General features: G+C 29.7%; 20 protein-coding genes. 9 read left to right on the top strand and 11 right to left on the bottom strand.

Going from position 1 to position 23142, the window contains the following annotated elements; all coding sequences use genetic code 11:
* The first annotated feature begins 14 nt into the window (after nt 1–14).
* The 5 genes from bsdE14_RS21100 to bsdE14_RS21080 all read left to right on the top strand — a co-directional run bounded on the left by bsdE14_RS21100 (nt 15) and on the right by bsdE14_RS21080 (nt 4386).
* Nucleotides 15–1283 carry a hypothetical protein gene (locus bsdE14_RS21100; RefSeq protein WP_264851996.1) on the top strand — a complete coding sequence of 423 codons (1269 nt, stop codon included), beginning with the start codon at nt 15–17 and terminating at the stop codon, nt 1281–1283.
* A gap of 117 nt (nt 1284–1400) precedes the next feature.
* A complete protein-coding gene (locus bsdE14_RS21095) occupies nt 1401–2225 on the top strand; it encodes a PHP domain-containing protein (protein WP_264851995.1) in 825 nt (274 codons plus the stop codon).
* 16 nt (nt 2226–2241) lie between these two features.
* The gene (locus bsdE14_RS21090; RefSeq protein ID WP_264851994.1) at nt 2242–3432 is read left to right on the top strand and encodes a pyridoxal phosphate-dependent aminotransferase; all 1191 of its coding nucleotides are present in this window, start codon (nt 2242–2244) and stop codon (nt 3430–3432) included.
* A gap of 123 nt (nt 3433–3555) precedes the next feature.
* Complete coding sequence (locus tag bsdE14_RS21085) at nt 3556–4014, top strand: PTS sugar transporter subunit IIA (protein ID WP_264851993.1); 459 nt, start codon at nt 3556–3558, stop codon at nt 4012–4014.
* A 111-nt stretch (nt 4015–4125) separates the two neighbouring features.
* Nucleotides 4126–4386, top strand: a complete 261-nt coding sequence (locus tag bsdE14_RS21080) for an HPr family phosphocarrier protein (protein ID WP_264851992.1) — start codon at nt 4126–4128, stop codon at nt 4384–4386.
* Between the two features lie 31 nt (nt 4387–4417).
* On the opposite strand, the gene bsdE14_RS21075 is transcribed toward bsdE14_RS21080, so the two are convergent.
* Complete coding sequence (locus bsdE14_RS21075) at nt 4418–4630, bottom strand: DUF378 domain-containing protein (protein WP_264851991.1); 213 nt, start codon at nt 4628–4630, stop codon at nt 4418–4420.
* A 117-nt stretch (nt 4631–4747) separates the two neighbouring features.
* On the opposite strand from bsdE14_RS21075, the gene purB reads away from it, so the two are divergent.
* Nucleotides 4748–6178, top strand: a complete 1431-nt coding sequence (gene purB, locus bsdE14_RS21070) for an adenylosuccinate lyase (protein WP_264851990.1) — start codon at nt 4748–4750, stop codon at nt 6176–6178.
* A gap of 359 nt (nt 6179–6537) precedes the next feature.
* A complete protein-coding gene (locus bsdE14_RS21065; protein ID WP_264851989.1) occupies nt 6538–7524 on the top strand; it encodes a tyrosine recombinase XerC in 987 nt (328 codons plus the stop codon).
* 30 nt (nt 7525–7554) lie between these two features.
* Here the strand turns inward: bsdE14_RS21065 and bsdE14_RS21060 are convergent, their stop codons facing one another.
* Nucleotides 7555–7959 (bottom strand): hypothetical protein, encoded by a 405-nt coding sequence (locus bsdE14_RS21060; RefSeq protein WP_264851988.1) that lies wholly within the window; start codon nt 7957–7959, stop codon nt 7555–7557.
* 145 nt (nt 7960–8104) lie between these two features.
* Here bsdE14_RS21060 and lexA point away from each other — a divergent pair, with 145 nt between their 5' ends.
* On the top strand, nt 8105–8716 hold the full coding sequence (lexA, locus tag bsdE14_RS21055) for a transcriptional repressor LexA (protein WP_264851987.1): 612 nt from the start codon (nt 8105–8107) through the stop codon (nt 8714–8716).
* Between the two features lie 71 nt (nt 8717–8787).
* On the opposite strand, the gene bsdE14_RS21050 is transcribed toward lexA, so the two are convergent.
* The 6 genes from bsdE14_RS21050 to miaB all read right to left on the bottom strand — a co-directional run bounded on the left by bsdE14_RS21050 (nt 8788) and on the right by miaB (nt 17442).
* Nucleotides 8788–10071 (bottom strand): methionine gamma-lyase family protein, encoded by a 1284-nt coding sequence (locus bsdE14_RS21050; RefSeq protein ID WP_264851986.1) that lies wholly within the window; start codon nt 10069–10071, stop codon nt 8788–8790.
* A 113-nt stretch (nt 10072–10184) separates the two neighbouring features.
* Nucleotides 10185–10433: an RNA chaperone Hfq gene (gene hfq / locus bsdE14_RS21045; protein WP_264851985.1), complete on the bottom strand. Its 249-nt coding sequence runs from the start codon at nt 10431–10433 to the stop codon at nt 10185–10187.
* Nucleotides 10434–10498: 65 nt separating this feature from the next.
* Nucleotides 10499–11449: a tRNA (adenosine(37)-N6)-dimethylallyltransferase MiaA gene (gene miaA, locus bsdE14_RS21040; RefSeq protein WP_264851984.1), complete on the bottom strand. Its 951-nt coding sequence runs from the start codon at nt 11447–11449 to the stop codon at nt 10499–10501.
* 18 nt (nt 11450–11467) lie between these two features.
* Nucleotides 11468–13366, bottom strand: a complete 1899-nt coding sequence (mutL, locus tag bsdE14_RS21035) for a DNA mismatch repair endonuclease MutL (RefSeq protein ID WP_264851983.1) — start codon at nt 13364–13366, stop codon at nt 11468–11470.
* 15 nt (nt 13367–13381) lie between these two features.
* Nucleotides 13382–16063 carry a DNA mismatch repair protein MutS gene (gene mutS, locus bsdE14_RS21030; protein WP_264851982.1) on the bottom strand — a complete coding sequence of 894 codons (2682 nt, stop codon included), beginning with the start codon at nt 16061–16063 and terminating at the stop codon, nt 13382–13384.
* Nucleotides 16064–16110: 47 nt separating this feature from the next.
* On the bottom strand, nt 16111–17442 hold the full coding sequence (gene miaB, locus bsdE14_RS21025) for a tRNA (N6-isopentenyl adenosine(37)-C2)-methylthiotransferase MiaB (RefSeq protein ID WP_264851981.1): 1332 nt from the start codon (nt 17440–17442) through the stop codon (nt 16111–16113).
* A 398-nt stretch (nt 17443–17840) separates the two neighbouring features.
* Between miaB and bsdE14_RS21020 the strand changes: the two genes are divergently transcribed.
* Nucleotides 17841–19040 (top strand): pyridoxal phosphate-dependent aminotransferase, encoded by a 1200-nt coding sequence (locus tag bsdE14_RS21020; RefSeq protein WP_264851980.1) that lies wholly within the window; start codon nt 17841–17843, stop codon nt 19038–19040.
* Between the two features lie 26 nt (nt 19041–19066).
* On the opposite strand, the gene bsdE14_RS21015 is transcribed toward bsdE14_RS21020, so the two are convergent.
* The 3 genes from bsdE14_RS21015 to bsdE14_RS21005 form a co-directional block, all read right to left on the bottom strand.
* Nucleotides 19067–19951 (bottom strand): GNAT family N-acetyltransferase, encoded by an 885-nt coding sequence (locus bsdE14_RS21015; RefSeq protein ID WP_264851979.1) that lies wholly within the window; start codon nt 19949–19951, stop codon nt 19067–19069.
* A gap of 53 nt (nt 19952–20004) precedes the next feature.
* Nucleotides 20005–21069, bottom strand: coding sequence for a CotS family spore coat protein (locus bsdE14_RS21010; RefSeq protein ID WP_264851978.1), 1065 nt, complete (start codon nt 21067–21069; stop codon nt 20005–20007).
* Nucleotides 21070–21228: 159 nt separating this feature from the next.
* Complete coding sequence (locus tag bsdE14_RS21005; RefSeq protein WP_264851976.1) at nt 21229–23139, bottom strand: bifunctional 4-hydroxy-3-methylbut-2-enyl diphosphate reductase/30S ribosomal protein S1; 1911 nt, start codon at nt 23137–23139, stop codon at nt 21229–21231.
* Nucleotides 23140–23142 lie beyond the last annotated feature (3 nt).

The raw sequence follows: 23142 nt of genomic DNA, 5'->3' as shown, positions 1-23142 counted from the left end.
TTAGGTGGTGTAACATGTTTACTGAGTATTTTAAAACAAAAAAATATTATTTAAGTTTAATTGCTTTAGTATTTATAATAAGCTTAATTTGGATTGTTACTGTAAATACACAACCATTTTCAGATTTCAGTTATTATAATGACCTAGCAATTAGTATTGCAAATGGAGGACAGTGGGGAGATACCTATACTACTGTTGGATACCCAATAATACTTGGATTTATTTACAAGATTTTTGGTGCTAATATTTTTATAGCAAAAATTTTTAATTTGATATTATCAATGGTAAATAATATACTCGTACTAATAATTTTGGATAAAGTAAAGCTGAAAGAAAGAGACAAAATGATAATATTTCTACTATTTGTTTTTTTTCCAGCTAACATTTATTTTAATAGCGTTTTAGGAACAGAAATACTGTTCACGAACATAATGCTTATTAGTACTTTAGTGTTTTTTTCACACTTAAAATATAAGTATTTCATTATAGGATTTTTAGTTGCTTTAAATACTATGATAAAGCCATTTTTTATTCTCTTCGTATTTTTGATTTTTATTGTTAACTGGATTGTAGATAAAAAACTTATAAATTCTATTAAAAATTCATTAATTGTGCTTGTAGTAGCTTTTGTCTTTATCTCTCCATGGGTTTACAGAAATACAAAGCTAGTGGGACAAATGACTTATGTGTCTAACAATGGAGGCATTGTATTATATATTAACAATAATTCACAAAATCACAATGGAAGATGGATGCCTGTTGCTGACGTAGAAAATAGCATAATCAATTTACCAGAGTTTAAAAATGCCAATATGACTGAAAAGAACAAAATGTTTAGTAAAGAAGCAAAGAAGTGGATAGTAAGCCACCCAAAGGAGTTTCTCAACTTAGGTTTTAAAAGGTTGTATAATACTTACTATTTAGGTGATGATGTGGGCTATAGCCTGTATGATACTAACTTTTCTGATGAAGTAAAGCATAAAATATTCAACTTTACTAATTTTACAAGAAATCTAGTATTTATACCAGCTACAATTTATATATTAATTTGTTCAGTTATACTAATAAAAGATTTATTATATAAAAACACATTGAATTTATTTAAGGTATATATGCTAGTTTTATATTATATGTTTACATGTGTGTATTTTATAACAGAAGGTCAAGGACGTTATGCTTTTCCGGTAATATTTATATTAATTTACTTTTTTGTAGAATTAATGTTAACTATATTTGATAGATTAAATATTAAAGTTGGATCTAAAAAGGTAAAATATAGCTAGTAAATATTATTATAAGCCCATATTTGATTAAATTTTATTTACAATAGACATTGAAAATGGTATATTTATATTGATGATGAATGTTATCCTTCATTTGTTAGAAAAAAGGTGTTAAATATGCAATATTCGGATTTACATATTCATTCCAGATATTCAGATGGTACTCTGTGGCCTGAAGAGATAGTTAGTATTGCTTCTAAGAAGGGTGTAAAGTGTATTTCAATTACTGATCATGATACCATAGAATCACAATATGCTCTGCAAGAATTAGAAAGCAATTCCATTCGAATTATACCAGGTGTAGAATTAAGTACTGAATATGAGGAAAAAGAAATACACATTCTAGGCTATTTTATTGAAATAGATAATAAAGAATTGAATCAAGCATTTGATCAAGTAAAACTCAGCAGGAGAGATAGAGCAGTACAAATAATAAATAAATTAAATGAGCTAGGACTTAATGTGAGTTTTGATGAAATATCTACCGAGACCACATCAATAGGTAGACCTCATATTGCAAAATTATTAGTTGAGAAGGGGTACGCTAAAAGTGTTAAGGAAGCCTTCCAGCATTATTTAATTAAAGGTAAGCCTGCATACGTTGATAGATATAAAATTCATTATAAACAAGCTCTAAAGCTTATATCAAATGCAAATGGTATACCAGTGCTTGCACATCCAGGGGAGATATATAAAGGTATTTCATTGGAAGAGTTAGTGAAAGAGTTTAAGGTCTATGGACTAAAAGGATTGGAAGTATTTCATCCATCTCATTCAAGTAGAGAAGCCAATGATTACTATAATTTAGCAAAAAAGTATTCATTAGCTATCACTGGTGGAAGCGACTGTCATGGAGTATATGTAAGAGAAGATTTGCTGATAGGCACTGTAGGAATTGATGAAAACTTGACTAATAAGTTTTTACGTACAAAAATAAAATAAATTTGGAGGCATGGATATGATTTTATCAAAGAAAGCTCAACAAATATCAGCTTCAATAACGTTAGCTATTACAGCAAAAGCTAAAAAAATGAAAGAAGAAGGAATTGATGTTATAGGATTTGGAGCTGGGGAACCAGATTTTAATACACCTGTTAACATTCAACAAGCAGCTATTAATGCAATTCAAAATGGGATGACTCGTTATACAGCTGCTTCAGGTATAGCTGAACTTAAAAGCGCCATTGTAGATAAACTAAAAAATGAAAATAACCTTACATATAAGCAATCACAAATAATTGTTTCTACTGGTGCAAAGCAATGTTTAGCTAATGCGTTACAAGCAATTTTAAATCCAGGGGATGAAGTAATAATTCCAATACCTTATTGGGTAAGTTATCCTGAACTGGTTAAATTAGCAGATGGTACACCAGTTTTTGTTGAGACTAAAGAAGAGAACTTCTTTAAATACACTCCTGAATTACTTGAGAACGCAGTAACTTTAAACACAAAGGCAATAATATTAAATAGTCCCAATAATCCAACTGGTACAGTTTATAGCAAAGATGAGCTAAAATTTATTGCTGAATTTGCTAAAAAGCATGATTTAATTATTATTTCTGATGAAATATACGAAAAGTTAATATATGATAATATAGAACATGTAAGTATTGCAAGTTTATCTCAAGATACATATGAAAGAACAATCGTAATTAATGGCTTGTCTAAATCATACGCTATGACAGGATGGAGAATGGGTTATGCAGCTAGCAGCGAAGAGATTACTAAGCTTATGTCTAATATTCAAAGCCATACTACATCAAATCCAACATCCATATCACAATATGCTGCAGTTGAAGCGCTAAGAGGGGATCAAAGTACTATAAAGGAAATGATATTAGAATTTAAGAATAGAAGAAATTATATGGTAGAACGAATTAATAACATAAATAATCTATCTTGTGTGAAACCAAGTGGAGCATTTTATGTTATGGTTAACATATCAAAATTACTTGGAAAAACAGTAGATGGAGAAGTAATTAGTAATTCATTAGATTTTTCAAGAGTACTTCTTGAAAAAGAAAAAGTTGCAGTAATACCAGGAAGTGCTTTTGGTGTAGATAATTTTATAAGGCTATCATATGCAACTTCTATGGAAAATATCCAAAAAGGTTTAGATAGAATAGAAGATTTTGTAAAGATGTTTTAATAAAAAGCGGTATATAGCCGCTTTTTATATTATACTTCTGTGAGTTTATTATTCTAAATGCTTATATTTTATGATATATTAGTAATAAAGAGATGCTTTATAATCATTTAAAGAGGTGATATTTTGAGCAACAGTGTAAATTTAAGACTACCGATTGATGGAAAAGTATTAGCACTTTCAGAAGTTAATGACTATTTATTCGGTAAAAAGATCATTGGAGATGGTGCTGCAATAGGACCTAATGATAACTTTGTATACTCACCATTAGATGGCGAGGTTGTTTTAGTATATGAGGCAAAACATGCTATAGCAATTAAAGGAGAGACAGGAATACAAGTTTTAATTCATATTGGAATTGATTCTGTTAAATTAGAAGGTAAAGGCTTTGCCACTTACGTAAAAGTAGGTGAGAGGGTAAAAGCAGGAGACAAGATAATTTTCTTTGATAGAGAGTATGTTGATTCTAAAGCTTCTATTATTTCACCAGTAGTAATAACAAATATGGAACTAGTTGAATCAATTGATATTAACTATAAAGCATCAAAAGCAGGGGATAATTTTATAAATGTACTTTTGAAATAGTTTTCATTTATAGTTTATTAGAAAACTATGAAATAAAATGTTGTATTATGCAAAAAAAATGATATAATAAAATAAGATTTAATTGTTAAAATAAATAATAGAGGTGATATCGTGGTTTCAAGAGAAGTATTAGTAAAAAATTCAACAGGTTTACATGCAAGACCTGCTACTTTATTAGTAAAAAAAGCATCTTCTTTTAAATCAGACATTAGCATAGAATTTAATGGCAAAAAGGCTAATGTTAAAAGTTTGATAGGAGTACTATCTTTAGGTGTAACTAAAAACTCAAATATAAAGGTAATGGCTTCAGGTGATGACGAAAACTTGGCACTAGAAGAAGTTGTAAAATTAATAGAATCTATACAAGAATAAATAAAAGGCTCGGTGGCCTTTTATTTATTTGCTATTTGTTTCTTCTTGTTTTAACAATAAAATAAATCATATTTATTCCTGCAGCTCCGATAATTATATAAACAATTCTACCAATCATCGGTATTGGTGATCCAAAAATCACAGATACTAAGTCTAAGTTGAATAATCCAACAAGCGCCCAATTTATAGCTCCTATAATAACAAGTATGAATGAAATTTTGTCCAGTATGTTTAGTTTGTACACAATGCTTCCCCCTTTTTTTGCTTATTTTTTATTAATAAATTCAATAAGTTATACTAGATTATATTAGTTTTAAATAAATTTAGAACAATTATATTTTAAAATATAAGGAGGACTAACATGAGAGATTATTACAACAACCCATTAAATACTAGATATGCATCAAAGGAAATGTCCTATTTGTTTTCAGAGGATATGAAATTCACAACGTGGAGAAAGCTTTGGGTTACTTTAGCAGAATGCGAGAAAGAGTTAGGACTTAATATTACAGAACTGCAAATTAATCAACTAAAGGAACACATAGAAGATATAAATTATGATGTTGCAGAAAAAAGAGAACGAGAAACTAGACATGATGTAATGAGCCATGTTTATGCATACGGTGTACAATGCCCTGATGCTAAAGGGATAATACATTTGGGAGCTACAAGCTGTTATGTAGGCGATAACACTGATCTAATCATAATGAGAGATGCTCTAAATATTATAAGAAAGAAGATTATAAATATAATATATGCATTATCAAAGTTCTCAATGAAATATAAGGATATGCCAACTTTAGGATTTACTCATTTACAGCCAGCACAACTAACTACAGTCGGAAAGAGAGCTACCCTTTGGATTCAAGATCTACTTATAGATTTAGAAAACTTAAATTTTGTTATTGATAGCATGAAGTTTAGAGGGGTTAAAGGTACAACTGGAACACAAGCTAGCTTTATGGAGTTGTTTAATGAAGATGAAGAGTTGGTAAAAAAGTTAGATAAAATGGTAACCAAAAAAATGGGTTTTAAAGAAAGCTTTGATGTTACAGGTCAAACATATCCGAGAAAAGTCGATTCTATAGTATTAAATACTTTATCTGAGGTTGCTCAAAGTGCTTATAAGTTTAGTAATGACATTAGAATACTGCAGAATATGAAAGAAATCGAAGAGCCATTCGAAAAGAATCAAATAGGGTCTTCTGCTATGGCCTATAAGAGAAATCCTATGAGAAGTGAAAGAATCAGTGCGCTAAGCAGACATGTAATAGTTAATTCTTTAAATCCAGCTATAACAGCAGGTACACAATGGTTTGAGAGAACTCTTGATGACTCTGCTAATAAAAGAATTGCTGTTGCTGAAGCTTTTTTAGCCTTAGACGGAGTATTAAACTTATATTTAAATATAAGTGAAAATCTTGTTGTTTACGATAAGGTAATTGCAGCTCATGTCCAAAATGAACTTCCTTTTATGGCTACAGAGAATATACTAATGGAAGCTGTAAAACGTGGTGGAGACAGACAGGAGTTACATGAAAAAATAAGATTACACTCAATGGAGGCAGGAAAGAGAGTTAAAGAACAAGGCTTAAACAACGATTTAATAGAAAGAATTATCAATGATAGCACATTCAATATGACAAAAGAAGAAATTTTAAATACTTTAGATCCTCAAAAATTCATAGGTAGAGCACCTGGTCAGGTTATAGATTTGATTGAGAATAAAATAAAGCCATTATTAGATGGAAATAAGGATTTACTTGGTCTAAATGTAGAAATTAAGTTATAATTATTTAAAAGAAGGCTGTTATAGGCCTTCTTTTTATGTGATTCAAACAAGGAGGCAGCTTACAGGTGAAATTAAATGTTGTGGTGAGATTTGATCAGGTCCATTTTACTAGATAGTAATAAAATTACCATAAAAGGGGATTCCTATTGATTGTATAAATGAGAATGTCTTTCATAATATTTACTAAGTTAAAGTTAAAATTTAAGATATGTTTTATTTAATAAATATCTGAATCTAATATTATTTATAAAAATATAAAAATTAAGAAGGATTTCTAACTATTTTCGTCGAATATTATATTCGCTAAATATCTATTTAGCGAAATTGGAACCAAATTTTGAATTTTATGGGAGGTATTTATGAATTACGAAATAGATGAAATTGTAGATCCTACTATACCCAAATATTTAAATGACTTTTTAAATTACTTAGGTACTATTAAAGGAAAATCTTCGAATACAATCTCTGGATATAGAATTGATTTAACAATGTTCTTTAGATTTTTGAAGCTTTACAAAGGCTTTGTGGACAGTAAAGCCCCCTTTGAAGAAATTGATATTTCTGATATAGATGAACCCTTTTTAATAAGTATAAAACTAGCTGACATATATGCTTTTCTCTCCTTTGCTGAAAATCAAAGAAGTAATGGCAGCTATGCTAGAGCTAGAAAAGTTGCAGCAGTAAGATCGTTTTTCAAGTATTTGTGTGGGAAAGCTAAAATTCTTGATGATAATCCAGCTATAGAACTAGAATCCCCTAAAATAAGTAAAAGGAATCCAGTATATCTTACTCTAGATGAAAGTAAGTCTCTTTTAAGTATTATTGAAGGCAAAAATAAAGAAAGAGATCTTTGCATAATAACTCTATTTCTTAACTGTGGATTAAGGCTCTCAGAATTGGTGGGTATTAATATATCTAAAATTAAGGATGATACTTTAACTGTAATTGGTAAAGGTAATAAAGAAAGAACTGTGTATTTAAATAAGAGCTGCATTAAAGTAATTGATAACTATCTCTCTGTGAGAAATTTACTTAAAGTAGAATATGAAGACAAAGATGCTCTTTTTATAAGTAGAAATAATAGAAGGATTAATAAGCGAACTGTTGAACTTTTGGTGAAAAAGTATGTAAATAAAGCTGGTTTAACCAATGAAAAATATTCCCCTCATAAATTAAGGCATACTGCAGCAACATTAATGTATAAGCATGGCAATGTGGACATAAGAAGCCTGCAAAAAATTCTTGGACATGAGAATCTTTCTACTACTCAAATATATACACATGTTGATGATGAAAAACTAAGAAAAGCAGTTAGCTTGAATCCGTTAAATGAATTAAATGAGTAAAAAAAGGTTAAGGTGCAGTATAGCTGTCACCTAACCTTTTTTATTAAATACCATTAATCCAGGAAATTCTTCTGCATACCCTTTTGGTATTTCATTTTCTTCAAGCATTTCCTTAAGTCCAGGAATATCATCTATAAGAATCCATTCATCCTGTATTTCGTTGTCTATAAATTCACTTGATGATTTGCCGACTACCCTTTCCATATTTTCATTTTGAGAATCAATTTTTTCTAAATAAACATCAAAATCTTCCTCTTGAGAATAATCCTCATCTATTATAGTATCAACATCTAAAGTTCTGTAATCTTTATTATCTGTATTCTCCAAGCACCTTCCACAATTGTCACAGATTTTGTTTTTATCTAAATCACATATATCACACTCTCCACAATCTGAGCACATGATTTCTTTATTAAAAATGCACTTCTTTTCCATAATATCTACCTTTCTTTAATAAAATCTATCTAACTAAAAAATTATACCAGAATTGATTGTATTAAGCAATTAATAAATCAGCAGAACATAAGTTTGATATTTCTACTTTAATATGTTATAATCCAATTAAGATTGTGAGGTGCGTATGGTGATTGAAGGTAAACGTGATAAGCAAACGGAAATATATGAATTTTTAAAAAGATATATATTAGACAAAGGATATCCTCCTACTGTAAGAGAAATATGTGAAGCTGTTGATTTAAGATCTACATCTACAGTTCATGGTCACCTTTCTAGATTGGCTAAAAAAGGTCTTATAAGAAGAGACCCTACAAAACCAAGGGCTATTGAATTAATTAAAGATAATTTAACTAAAAAGGAAATTGTTGATATTCCTATAGTTGGAAAGATTACTGCTGGCCTTCCAATTCTTGCAGTAGAGAATATTGAAGATACTTTCTCCCTTCCTTTAAATTATGTTAGAAATAAAAATGATCTTTTTATGCTTAATGTATCTGGAGAAAGCATGATCGAAGCAGGTATATTAGATGGGGATTTAGCAATAATAGAAAAAGCTAGTACAGCTGAAAATGGTGAAATAGTTGTAGCACTTATTGATAATGAAGCAACTCTAAAGAGATTTTTTAAAGAAAAGGATTATATAAGATTACAACCTGAAAACAGCAGCATGAAGCCTATTATAGTAAAGGATTGTCAAATCCTTGGCATACTAGTTGGAATTTATAGAAGTTATTAAAAGACTGAAGAATTAAAGCTTAATTGCTTAATTCTTCAGTCTTTATGCTTTATATATTCCCTCAATTTTTCTTATTTTATTATTTTTGCTAAACTTATTAGAGTACCAATTTTTGCATGGTCAAAAGTAAGTCCTCCTTGAAGATATGCTATATAAGGTTCTCTAATTGGAGCATCTGCAGATAGTTCTATTGAAGACCCTTGTACAAAGGCACCAGCTGCCATTATTACCTGATCGTTATATCCTGGCATATCCCATGGTTCGCATTCAACAAAAGAATCAATTGGTGAACCTGCTTGTATTCCCTTACAAAATTGAATTAAATTTTCCTTGTTATTAAATTTTATTGCTTGAATTATATCACTTCTCTTGTCAGTATATTTTGGTAATACTTCAAAACCAGCTAACTCCATAATTCTAGCGCAAAATATTGCACCTTTAACTGCTTCTATTGCAACATGTGGAGCCAAGAACAAACCTTGGAATAAAAGTCTCATAACTCCGAAGGTTGAGCCACATTCACCGCCTATACCTGGAATTGTTAGTCTATACGCCGCTTGCTCAACACAACTCTTTTTACCAGCTATATATCCTCCAGCTGGAGCTATTCCTCCACCAATATTTTTTATTAGTGATCCGGCTATTAGATCTGCTCCTACATCAGTTGGTTCAATAGTATCAATAAATTCCCCATAGCAATTATCTACAAAACATATAACATCAGGTCTTAATTCTTTTACATACGCTATAATTTCTCCTATTTCACTAACTAGAAGAGATTTCCTCCATCCATATCCAGTAGATCTTTGAATATGTACAAGTTTTATAGTTTTATCATTTTCTAATTGTTCTTTTACAGATGGTAAGTCTATTTTTAAGTTCTTATTTAAATCTATTTGTTTATATTTAACACCATATTCAGAAAGTGAGCCAATATTTTTATTACCACCTATCCCTATGATGTTATGTAATGTGTCATAAGGTGTACCACAAATTGACAGCATTGTATCTCCAGGTCTAAGATTACCAAATAATGCTGCTCCAATAGCGTGAGTTCCATTTACAAAATGAGGTCTTACCAATGCACTTTCACAGTTAAATACTCTTGCATACACTCTATCAAGAGCATCTCTTCCTATATCACCATATCCATAACCACTTGAATTTGTAAAATGAGAGTCACTTATCCTTTCGGCTTGGAATGCAGCTAAAACTTTTAGTTGGTTATATTCTCTAATTTCATCATATACTCTAAATTCTGCATTTGAATCTTCAATAGCTTGCTCATATAAATGTAAAGTTTCATCATTTATATGATAAATGCCTTTAAGTTGTTCTTTTGTAATATCAAACATATTTTATAGATGGCCTCCTTAATTAATTGCACGATTATTGACATAATTTGTCCTTAAATATATTATCATATAAAAAAAGAATAGGCAAACTTAAGCCTATTCTTTATGTACGATTACTCTACGTCATCTTCATTCTGGGTGTTATTAAATAATATTGGTTTTCCTGGTGTTATTGTGGAAACAGCATGCTTGTAAATCATCATCTGCTTTCCATCACTATCCAATACTACTGTAAAACTATCAAAACCCTTTACAAAACCTCTTATTTGAAATCCACTTGTTAAATATATTGTAACTGGAATTTTGTTTTTTCTCGCACTATTCAAAAATATATCTTGTAGATTATTAGCTGTCTTATTCATTTTAATACCTCCGTTTATAGATTATCATATGAGTTTTATAATTCTATGTCATTCTCAAAAATCCTCTATTTTTTTAAACTTTTCCTTTTATCAATGTCATTTATAATATAATTTACAATTTGCATATCATCCATAAAATTATCTTTGTCAATCCAGGTAACCCTTGGGTCTTTACGGAACCATGTAAGTTGTCTTTTGGCATAGTTTCTGCTACCCTGTTTTATCATTTCGATTGCTTCTTCTAAAGATACCTTTCCATCTAGGTAATAAAGTAATTCTTTATATCCTATCCCCTTCATGGATTGCATTTCTGAATTATATCCTTTTTCTTTTAAATCTATTACTTCTTCTAATAGGCCATTTTTTAACATTTCATCTACTCTTAAATTTATCCTATTATATAATTTAGTCCTATCCATTGTAAGCACATAGTAGTATAGATTATAAGGAATATCATAGAGATATTTACTATTTTCTTCGTTATACATAGAAATTGTTTTCCCAGTTATCTTATGAACTTCAAGAGCTCTTATTACCCTCTTTAAATCATTAGGGAACAATTTATCGTAGGAAACTGGATCTATTTCCTTTAGAAGCTCATGTACATACTCCTTGCCTTTTTCATCTGCTAAAGATTGTAAAAAAAACCTATAATCTTCATCCTTGTTTGCATCAGTAAAGTCATAATTACATATTAAAGAATTAATATAGAGCCCTGTTCCACCAGCCAAGATTGGCAAATTCCCTCTATTTGTAATACCCTCAATAGCCATATCAGCTTGCTGCTTAAATTGTGCAACACTAAAGTTTTCATCTGGATCAATAATATCAATTAGATAATGAGGAATATTGCACATTTCAGATTCTGTAACCTTAGCTGAACCAATATCCATGTACTTATAAATTTGCATAGAATCAGCCGATATTATTTCTCCATTTAAGGTTTTGGCTAATTCGATAGAAATTCTCGTTTTTCCAACCGCAGTTGGACCAGCAATTATAAGTAATTCTTTCATCTCATCCCCCCTCATAAATTACTGAATTCTTTTAAATCTTTTTTCTAGCTCATTTAGCGTCATCTTAATTATTGTTGGTCTACCATGAGGACAAGTAAAAGGGTCTTCAATAAATCTTAACTCTTCTATTAGAGCTTTCATTTCAATATAGGAAAGAGCATCATTTGCTTTAATAGCAGATTTACATGCCATAGTTGCAATTTTGTTATATTTAATTTCAGTTGTTTCTCCACTTCCCATGTTTTTTAAATTGTCTAGCAAACTTAAGAAAAAACTTTTTAGATTAACCTCTCCTAATATTATAGGAACTTCCCTTATACTAATAGTATTCTCGCCAAAAACTTCAATATTAAAACCTGTATTAGTAAAAATATCTTCATTTTCAGCATAATAACTATAATCTTCAGAATTTAATTCAATAACTACTGGCGTTATTAAAGCTTGAACTGCAATATTTGAATTTTTTAGCTGCTTCATATACTTCTCAAACAATATTTTTTCATGTGCTGCATGTTGATCTATTATATAAAGCTCACTATTATTTTCAGCCAAAATATAAGTTGAATTAAACTGTCCAATTACATTTAGTTCATTAAACTTCGGAATTTTTTTTGCTTCAACCTCTATGGTTGATTTTTCCCTTAGTGTAGAGTCTGATTTTTCTCTTTTAAAATCAATTGGCCCATCAAAGTCATCAGGAATAGTACTTTTTAACTTACTATATTCAAACATATTTTTACTATCTGAATTCATAAAATTAATTGAATCACCTTTTGAATCACTTTTTAAATTATTCACGCTCAAATCTATTGGAATTTGAACTAAATGCTCTTCTTTTTTAAATAACATTTCATTATTATTATTTGCTAAATTTACAGGTGCTGCATTTTCATCTATACTCATTCCAACAGTATCAAAACTTTTAATAAAATTTCTTTTAATAGCTTCGTGTACAGTATCAAAAACTAATTTGAAGATCATTCTTTCATCTCTAAATTTAATTTCAGATTTAGTAGGGTGAACATTTACATCAATAAACTCCGGATATATATCTAAAAACAATACGAAAAATGGATATTTATTAATAGTTAAAAAGGATTTAAAAGCTGTTTCAACTGCAGTGGTAATTAATTTATTTTTTATAAACCTCTTATTAACAAAAATACTTTGATTATTTCTACTTCCTCTGCTTATTTCTGCATTACCGAGATATCCATAAACAGAAGCAATATCACTATGACCTTCAAAAGCAAAAATATTTTCATAAGTGCTTTTACCATAAATAGCACGAATAGTTTCAGTAATATCTTCAGTACAATAGGTTGAAATAACTTTTTTTTCATTATTCAACATTTTGAAGGATACTTTGGAATTAGCTAGTGATAGTCTCTCTATGATATCACTAATTAATGCACCCTCTCTTTGTGGAGATTTAAGAAACTTCTGTCTAGCAGGTACATTAAAAAATATATCATTTACTGTAATAGTGGTACCTACATTTGCTCCCACTTCTTTAAGGTTCACTAAATTTCCACCGCTTATACTTATTTCCTTACCAAAATCAAATTCTTGAGTTCTAGTAATTAAGGTTGTGTTAGATACGGCAGCTATACTAGCCAAAGCTTCTCCCCTAAATCCTAAGGTGTTTATAGAGTATATATCCTCTATGTTACTTATTTTACTTGTGGCATGGGACATAAAAGCCTTTTCTATATCATCAGGGTGAATACCATATCCATCATCTATTATTTTTATACTTTTTTGACCACCCTCCAGTATTTCTATGCTTATGTTTTTGGCTCCTGCATCGATACTATTTTCAACTAATTCTTTTACTACTGAACTTGGTCTCTCAACTACCTCTCCAGCAGCAATCTTATTTGATGTATTTTCATCAAGTACATTAATTCTTCCCAATTTATCACCTTCGTACTACTTTAGTGTTTTAGCCTTTCTAATGAGCTCATATAGTTTGTTAAAGCCTTCCATAGGAGTTAAATTCAAAATATCTGTTGATATTAATTCTTTAATTAAATTATCCTTTTCAATATCTGTGAAACTTAGTTGTACAATATCTTTAGCATGGGTAACTGCAGTTTCTTTTAATGAGATATTTTCAATATCATTTTTCTTAACTGCTTCTACATTTGTTTTTGATTCTTCATCATTATTAAATATGACTATATCTTTATTTTCACTGCTTTCAGTTTGTTCTAAATGAAGAAGTAGTTCTTTAGCTCTTTCAATCACAGGTTCAGGTAATCCTGCAAGCTTTGCAACTTCAATACCATAGGATTGATCAATTCCACCGGGTACTATTTTTCTTAAAAATACTATTTCACTTTTAATCTCTTTTACAGAAACGGAATAGTTCTTAACGCCGCTTATCATTCCTTCTAATTTTGTTAGTTCGTGATAATGAGTAGCAAAAAGAGTCTTACTTTTTAATCCCTCAGTATTACATATGTATTCAATTACTGACCAAGCTATACTTAAGCCATCATAAGTACTTGTTCCTCTTCCAACCTCATCTAATAAAATAAGACTCCTATTTGTAGCATTTTTTAATATATTAGCAACTTCCCACATCTCAACCATGAAAGTACTTTTACCCGCAGATAAATCATCAGAAGCTCCTATTCTAGTAAATATCTTGTCGCATATAGCTATTTTAGCGCTCTCTGCTGGAACAAAGCTACCTATTTGGGCCATTAATACTATTAGTGCAACCTGTCTCATATAGGTAGATTTACCGGCCATATTAGGACCTGTAATTAATATAAGCTGCTCTTCTTTGTTGTCTAGTAGTGTATCATTAGAAACAAATGCACCTGTTGGAAGTATCTTATCGATTACAGGGTGTTTTCCACCTTTTATATCAATTTCTCCAAACTCGGACATCTCAGGCTTGCAAAAATTATTTTCTAATGCAATCAGTGCTAGAGAACTTAAGCAATCAAGTTCCGCCAGTATTCTTGCTGTGTTCTTAACTCTATCGATATGTGACTCAACTTGATCTCTAATAGAAACAAAAAGCTCGTATTCAATATTTATAAGTTTTTCTTCAGAACCAAGAATTTTGTCTTCCATTTCTTTAAGCTCTGGAGTTATATACCTTTCGCAGTTTGATAGAGTTTGCTTTCTTATATACCTTCCATCAGGTACTAAAGATTTATTTGCATTTGAAATCTCAATATAATAGCCAAATACTTTGTTATATCCTACCTTTAGAGACTTAATACCAGTAACTTCTCTTTCTCTGCTTTCAAGAGAGGCAATCCAGTCTTTACCGTGAGCCTTAGCACTTCTTAGCTCATCAATAGTTTCATTAAAGCCATCCTTTATTAAATTACCTTCTTTTACCGATATTGGAGGGTTTTCATTTATAGACTGCTCTAGTAAGTCATAAATATCTTGAAGTTCATCTATGTTATCACACATGTTAGTTAAAAGTTTGCTGCTAAATTTAGATAAAAGGTTTTTTACCTCAGGTATTTTAGCAACAGAATTCTTTAATGCAAGAAGCTCCTTTGCAGTTACGCTCTTAGTTGAAATCTTTCCAGTAATTCTTTCTATATCGTAAATTTGCTTTAAAGAGTCAATTAAGTCCTGATGCAAAGGAGTTTTATCTATAAGCTCCTCAACAGCATCAAGTCTACTATTAATTAATTCCATATTTATCAAAGGCTGCTCAACCCATTTTCTTAATTCTCTTCCACCCATTGCTGTATTCGTCTTATCTAATACCCATAGAAGAGAACCTTTTTTATTTTTCTCCCTTAATGTCTCTGTAAGTTCTAAATTTCTTCTGGAATTTATATCAATACTTACATAGTTAGTAGCATTATAATAATCAAGCCTATCTATATTAGAAAGTACAAATTTTTGTGTTTCCAATATATATTTTGATAATGCGTTTACTGAAAAATGTAATGACTTATGATATTGTTCAGCATTGAAATTTTTAAATTGAGTTTTTAAATTATCTATTGCATCAGCTACAAAAAAGCTATCATCTTTAAAAGTTATTAATGGTTGAAATCTATCTCTTATAGAATCTAAAATTTCAACGTCAATATTATCTTGAAGAATTAATTCTTTTGGATTAAATTTTGATATTTCGTCTATTATGACACTGTTGTCTAATCTTGAGTAAGTAGAGGTAAAATCCCCAGTAGAAATATCAGCAAAGCTAATTCCCATATAATTATCCGTACTGCTGACATACAAACTCATTATATAATTATTCTTAGTTTCTTCAAGAAATCCGGAATCTGTAAAGGTACCTGGGGTATATATTTTAATTACATCTCTTTTAACTATGCCTTTAGCTAGACTTGGGTCTTCTAGCTGTTCACAAATTGCTATTTTATAACCTTTATTAATAAGTCTTCCAATATAATTATTTGCTGCATGATAAGGAATGCCGCACATTGGTGCTCTTTCATCAAGTCCACAATCACGTCCAGTTAAAACAAGCTCTAATTCTTTAGAAGCAGTTTTAGCATCTTCAAAAAACATTTCATAGAAGTCACCTAATCTAAAAAACAAAATACAATCTTTATAGTTTTCTTTAACTTGCAAGTACTGCTGCATCATTGGAGTTAGTCCCACTTTAATACCTCCTTAGTGAGTTAGAAAAAAAGCTCTTAAAAGAGCTTTTATATTTCTTCACCTATTAATGAAAAAGTTTGAGCATTTGTTATTTTAACGTTAACTAATTTTCCTATACTTTCTTCTTTTCCAGCAAAATTAACAAGCTTTCCAGTACGCGTTCTTCCCATTAGTTTGCTGCTATCATTTTTACTTAGACCTTCTACAAGCACTTCAACAATTTTGTCTTGGTATTCCTTATTTTTCTTTTCGCTTATTTCATTTACTACTTCAACAAGTCTGTTAAATCTATCATGTTTAACATTATCGTCGATTTGCTCTATCATTTCGTCAGCAGGAGTACCCTTTCTCTTTGAGTAGATAAAGGTAAAGGCTGAGTCAAATTCAACTTCTTTTATTAAACTTAATGTATCTAGGAAGTCCTCTTCAGTTTCTCCTGGAAAACCTACGATTATATCTGTTGTCAAAGCCACATTAGGCATAGCAGCCTTTATAGCAGTAATTTGCTGTAAATATTTTTCTCGTGTATAACCTCTATTCATCTTCCTTAAAATATTTGTTGAACCTGATTGTACTGGAAGATGAACCTGTTCGCAAACTTTATCACATTCGGTAATTGCCTTTATTAAGTCTTCAGATAAATCTTTTGGATGTGAAGTCATAAATTTAATTCTTTCTAATCCTTCAATCTTATTTAATCTACGAAGTAAATCTGAAAAAGTAATATCTGGCTCTAAACCCTTACCGTAGGAATTTACGTTTTGGCCAAGAAGAGTTATTTCTTTATAACCTTGAGTTACTAAATCTTTAATTTCATTTTCTATATCTTCAGGAGTTCTGCTTCTCTCTCTACCTCTTACATAAGGAACTATGCAGTAAGTACAAAAGTTGTTGCACCCATACATTATAGTAACAAAGGCTTTAATGCTGCTTGCTCTATCAACAGGTATGCCTTCAACAATTCCCTCTTCTTTATTAATTATTTCAATAATAGATTTATTCTCTTGCTTAACTCTATTTAAATACTCAGGAAACTTATAGGAATTATGAGTCCCAAAGATTATATCAACAAATGGATACTTTTTTATTATATTTTCTGCCATTCCTTCTTGCTGCATCATACAGCCACATACAGCTATTATTAAATCAGGGTTTGTTTTTTTCATCTTTTTTAAAGCACCAAGATTTCCATAAACCTTTAATTCGGCATTTTCTCTTACGCAGCAGGTGTTAAATATAATTATTGAAGCGTCATCTTTTTTTTCTGTTCTTGAATACCCTAGATTTTTTAACATGCCAGATAATTTTTCTGAATCTTCTTCATTCATCTGACATCCCCAAGTCTCTATATAATACTTTAATTGTTCTAAATCCTTCATCAAAATTTCATCCTTTCAATACACTATGAATGATATACTATCTATTGTAAAAATAAAGATAATTTTACTTGAATATCATTACTATTATAATGTATACGGTGCAATTTTTAAAGTGTTTTATAAATAATAATTCCTATTTAGACAACTGTATCGAATTAATAAGTATTAATAGTAATTTATTAATTGCATAAAATTTGTTAATCTTTTATCAAATGAATAGTATTATACAAAATATGTTATTTGTGAAATAATTATTTCACTTTTTCCGATATTCAAGAAGGACTTTGGCCATTTTTGTAGAATATCTTAATATTGTAAGAATAAATAATTCAAATCCCTAGTGGAAAAAATAATATTAAAAATAAGTATAGAAATTTATAACCATAAGGAGGACCAAAATGAATATTTCAAAGAGAATATCCGACATGCAATTCTCACCTATAAGAAAGCTTGCTCCATTTGCAGATGCTGCTAGAATAAAAGGTGTAAAGGTTTACCACTTAAATATAGGCCAACCTGATATAGCTACACCAGATACTTTTTTTGATGCACTAACAAGCTTTGATGAAGCAGTTCTAAAGTATACTGATTCACAAGGCATAAATCCATTAATAGACAGCTTTATAAAATATTATAAAGAGTGGAATATTAATTTTGACAAAGATGAAATAATGATAACTAATGGTGGTAGTGAAGCTATACTATTTGCATTAATGGGTATTTGCGATGTTGGTGATGAGATAATAATACCTGAACCATTCTATACAAACTATAATGGTTTTTCTGAAGCAGCTGGAGTAAAAGTTGTACCATTTTTGACTAAAGCTGAAGAAGGCTTCCATCTTCCTAAAAAAGAAGAAATAGTAAGCAAAATATCAAATAAGACTAGAGCTATTCTTATATCAAATCCAGGTAATCCAACAGGTGTTGTTTATACTTATGAAGAAATAAGAATGCTTGCTGATATTGCTAAGGAACATGACATTTATATTATAGCCGATGAAGTATATAGAGAGTTTGTTTATGATGGATTAAAGTTTACTTCTGCTCTATATATGGAAGATATTTTAGATAGAGTTATATTAATAGACAGTATTTCAAAGCGTTACAGTGCTTGTGGAGCAAGAATAGGCCTTGTAGCTTCAAAGAATAAAGAATTAATTCACCAAATATTAAAATTATGTCAATCAAGACTTTGCGTTCCAACTATAGAGCAAGTAGCAGCTGCTAATTTAATTAATACTCCTAAGAAATACTTCGATGAAGTTAAAGTTGAGTATGAAAAGAGAAGAAATATACTACATGAAGGATTATCAAAAATTCCAGGTGTAATATGTGAAAAGCCAACAGGTGCATTTTATATTACTGCAAAACTACCAATTAAAAATGCAGATGATTTTGCAAAATGGATGCTCACTGACTTCTCCTATGATAATAAGACCGTTATGTTTGCACCAGCTGAAGGATTCTATGCAACTGAAGGTATAGGAAAAGATGAAATAAGATTATCCTACTGCTTAAACACTGATGATTTATCAGATGCTATGAAAATATTCGCTATAGCATTAAGCAAATATAAAGAATTAAATAGAGGTTAATATAAAAGAAGCAGATAACTAATAGATTATCTGCTTCTTTTTAATATCATATTATATGTTTCTTTGTAAGAGATAAATCCCATACTTTTATAAAGATTTAAAGCAACAAAATTATTTGATGCAACCTTTATTGATACCTCTTCATAGCCTTTACTTTTTATAATACCTATGAGGTAATATAATAGTTCTTTTCCGTAGCCCTTTCCTCTATATGGATTCAATATACCTACATTTACTATTATGGCGTGATTATTATCAATTATTATTTGACCATATCCAATGTACTTGTTTTCTTGCTTGATGAAAATAGCACCTTCATCAAAATAATAATTTTGCAATTCATCAAAATAGATATCTTCTACTTCTAAAGGCATTCTTGAGTCATTTTTAAACACTTCATTTTGAATTTTGCACCTTAATGCTTCATGAGTACCTTTTTTAAAAACTTCAAAATCTACATTACTAAAATCTGAGCAACCAATAATATCACTGATATTGCATTTCATATCAATAACACCTTCGCACTTATTAAAACCTAACTCATTAAGTATACTAAAATTTGTATTATTGCATTCATAATAATATCTGACGTCATACTTTGGCTTTAGAAAATTAATAAATTTTCCGTACAAGTCTTTTAATGGAACGCCATTGAATTTACTATTATCAATATACATTGAATTTATAAAGCAAACATTTTTATCAAATACTGTATACCATAAATATCCTATTATATCTGTGTTACTTTTTAGCAGTCTTACTTTATTCCTTAGTAAAAATTGTTGCGCAAAGCTGCAGCTGTGATATACTGAAAAAAAATCCTCATTAACCTGATTAAATTGAAGTCTATCCTCATTTAATTTCTCTAATTCAGGAAAATATTTTTTGTTTAACTTTACTAACTCCATCATCATTAATCACCATTTAATCATATTAACTAAAATCTTCAAATAACTTAAATAATTTATTCTTTAGCTTTTAATTCATATATATAAGTAAGATAATCATCAATAAATAAATCTTGTAGTTCACAATGTTCAATTATTTTATCTAACTTGCTTGAATATTTAAATTCACTCCAATTCTTGTGTTTTATGTATCTTTTTTTACCAAGCTTCCAAAACTTATGAGGGAAAATAATAAGTGCTAACATTGCTGTAAGTTCCCCTGCACTCAGTGGATTTATATTGGAATATGCGTTGATTATCTCCCTAGCTGACTGAAAATCCCATAAGTATTCTTTTTTTGTCATTAACCTTCTAAGGAGTTTCCCTAAATCATTTATTTGTAAATCAATTATAATACTATCAAGATCCACCAAAAAATAGTTACCATCTTTACATAATATATTTTGATAATAAAAACTATCGTGGCATATAGTTTTATTTATGTTTGCGTCCCTTGATATTTTATAGTAGTCAGATTTATTTAGTATATTTATAGATACTATTCCCCTGTTATAGAATTTATCAATATATTCTCCGTATTTAATGTCAAAGTCTGTTTTAAGAACCTTTTTTTCAATAAGCTTTTTATAATTCGCCATTTCATTTAAGCTGTCAGTAAATATTTTAGGCCAATTTTTTAAATTGTTTCTTATTTTTAGCTTTTCAACATCTACTTTTTGCGATGCAATATGAAATTTAGCAAGAAGCTTTACACAATTCAAAGCCTCTTTCATACTCTTTAAATCACATTCGTCTCCATCTATCCATTCAGTAACATAAAAAATATATCTATTGTAGTTTACGTATAAATTTCCGTTTTTATCTTTAATATATTTAGCAACATTCATAAAATTATTTTTATTTAATTGCTGCACTAGTATATATCCATTCTTGACCTTATACTTACCGTGTTTCATTTTTTTTAGACAGTAGCATCCTGAAGTAGTAACCACTTTATAGGCACTTCTAACTTTTTGAATTTCAATTACTATAAAATCGTAGTTTTTAAGTATCTCTTGTAAAATTATATATTCTTTTTCGTCTAATTCATTGCTGCGTAATATACTACTTAAGCTATCCATAGTACCCTCCATAAACTTAGCTATTAAATTATATTAAATATTTTGATATTTATTACTCTTTTAGCTATAGCTATGGATAAAACCTATAATATGGAGATATAAATTAATGTGCAAAATATAAAAAGAAGGAAATGCTTTGCATTTCCTTTTAGGTCCAAATTAAATTTCATCAACTGCTCTAATACTTAAGCCTATCTTTTTTCCTTCCTTATTTACATCAGTTATTTTAGCTTTAACTGATTGACCTACTTGTAATACATCGCTTGGATGTTTAATTTTCTCATTACTAATTTGTGATATATGAACTAAAGCATCAACACCTGGTTCTAATTCAACAAATGCTCCAAAATCAGCAAATCTAACAACTTTTCCAAGTACTATACTTCCTACTGGATATTTAGCATCAACATCTATCCATGGGTTTTCTGCTAACTTTTTAATACTTAGTGATAGTTTTTTTGTTTCCTTATCTAAATCTAGAATCATAACTTTAATTATATCTCCTGGCTTTAGTACGTCAGAAGGTTTATTAATTCTTCCCCAGGATATTTCTGATACATGGAGAAGACCATCTATTCCTTTAACATCCACAAAAGCTCCAAAGGCTGTAAGTCTTTTAACTTCACCCTCTACAACATCACCTTTATTTATTGTGCTCCATGCTGCTTCCTCTTTATCAAGTTGAGCTGCAGTAAGCATTTCTCTTCTAGAACCAACAATTCTTGTATTTCTTGTTTGTTCACTGAACTCAATAATTTGTATTTCAACTTCTTTTCCAATGTATTTACTTAAGTCATTTACATGATGAAGTTCTAAATGTGAAGCAGGAATAAACACTCTTATTCCTTTATATGATGCTATAACTCCACCTTTAAGAGATTCCTTTATAACTACATTTATAGTTTTTTTGTTTTCAAAACAATCTTTTAAAAATTCAAATGTATGCATTCTTTCAAGTTCAACTCTTGAAAGCACTACATAGCCATCTTCATTCTTTCTACTAATAACTTTTACTTCAATTACATCACCTTTATTTAAAATATCGGTTAACTTCACGTTTTCATCTTTTGTCACTTCATTTTTTGGTAGATAACCATCAGCTTTATATCCTATATTAACGAAAGCTTCTTTTTCGTTAACTGATATAACCTCGCCTTTAATAATTTTGCCAACAGAAATTGATACATCATTTTGATCCATAAAAGCTTGTTGTTCATTGAAATTTAGTTCTTGATCACTCATTTCTAAAATAGCCTCCTTTATTATCCAATCAGGTGTTGATGCTCCAGCAGTAACACCAATTTTTAAATTTACTTTACTGTGAAGTAAAGTTTTTGGTATTTGACTTACATTTTCTACATGGATAGTTTTACTGCAATTTGACTTGCATATTTCAAACAATTTTGTAGTATTTGAACTATTATATCCACCTATTACTATCATAACATCAACAACTTTAGACAATTCTTCTGCTGACTTCTGACGAGTCTCAGTGGCACTACATATCGTATTAAATGCAATTATTTCTTTTGCAGTTTTTGTTATTTCGCTAAGAACACTTTCCCAATTTTGTTGTTTTTCTGTAGTTTGAGATACTACGCAAACTTTTTTAGGTATTTCTTTAAGTTCCTCTCCAGACTTCGCAATTATTGCCTTATTTTCACACCATCCATTGATACCTATTACCTCCGGATGATTTGAGTCACCTATAATAATAACACTGTACCCTAAATCATAGTATTTTTTTACCTTTTGCTGTATATTTGAAACATAGGGACATGTAGCATTAACTACTATAATATTTTTGTCCTCTAGCAATTTAAAAGTCTCAGGAGTTACCCCATGAGATCTAATTATAACAACGTCACCTTCTGTTAAAGCATTTATGTCATTAATTTCTATTGGAAAGATCTCCTTCTCTTTTAAATACTCAACTACATCTTTGTTATGAATTAGTGGTCCAAGTGTATATATTTTTTTATTATATTTTTCTTTTACTTTTACAGCCTCATCTACAGCTCTTTTTACACCAAAACAAAATCCAGCTTTTTCTGCCAAAATTACTTCCATAAT

This window comes from Clostridium omnivorum (genome assembly GCF_026012015.1).
Lineage (GTDB): Bacteria > Bacillota > Clostridia > Clostridiales > Clostridiaceae > Clostridium_AX > Clostridium_AX omnivorum.
The sequence above is the reverse complement of the archived record's forward strand: the minus strand, read 5'-3'. Positions and strand labels throughout refer to the sequence as shown.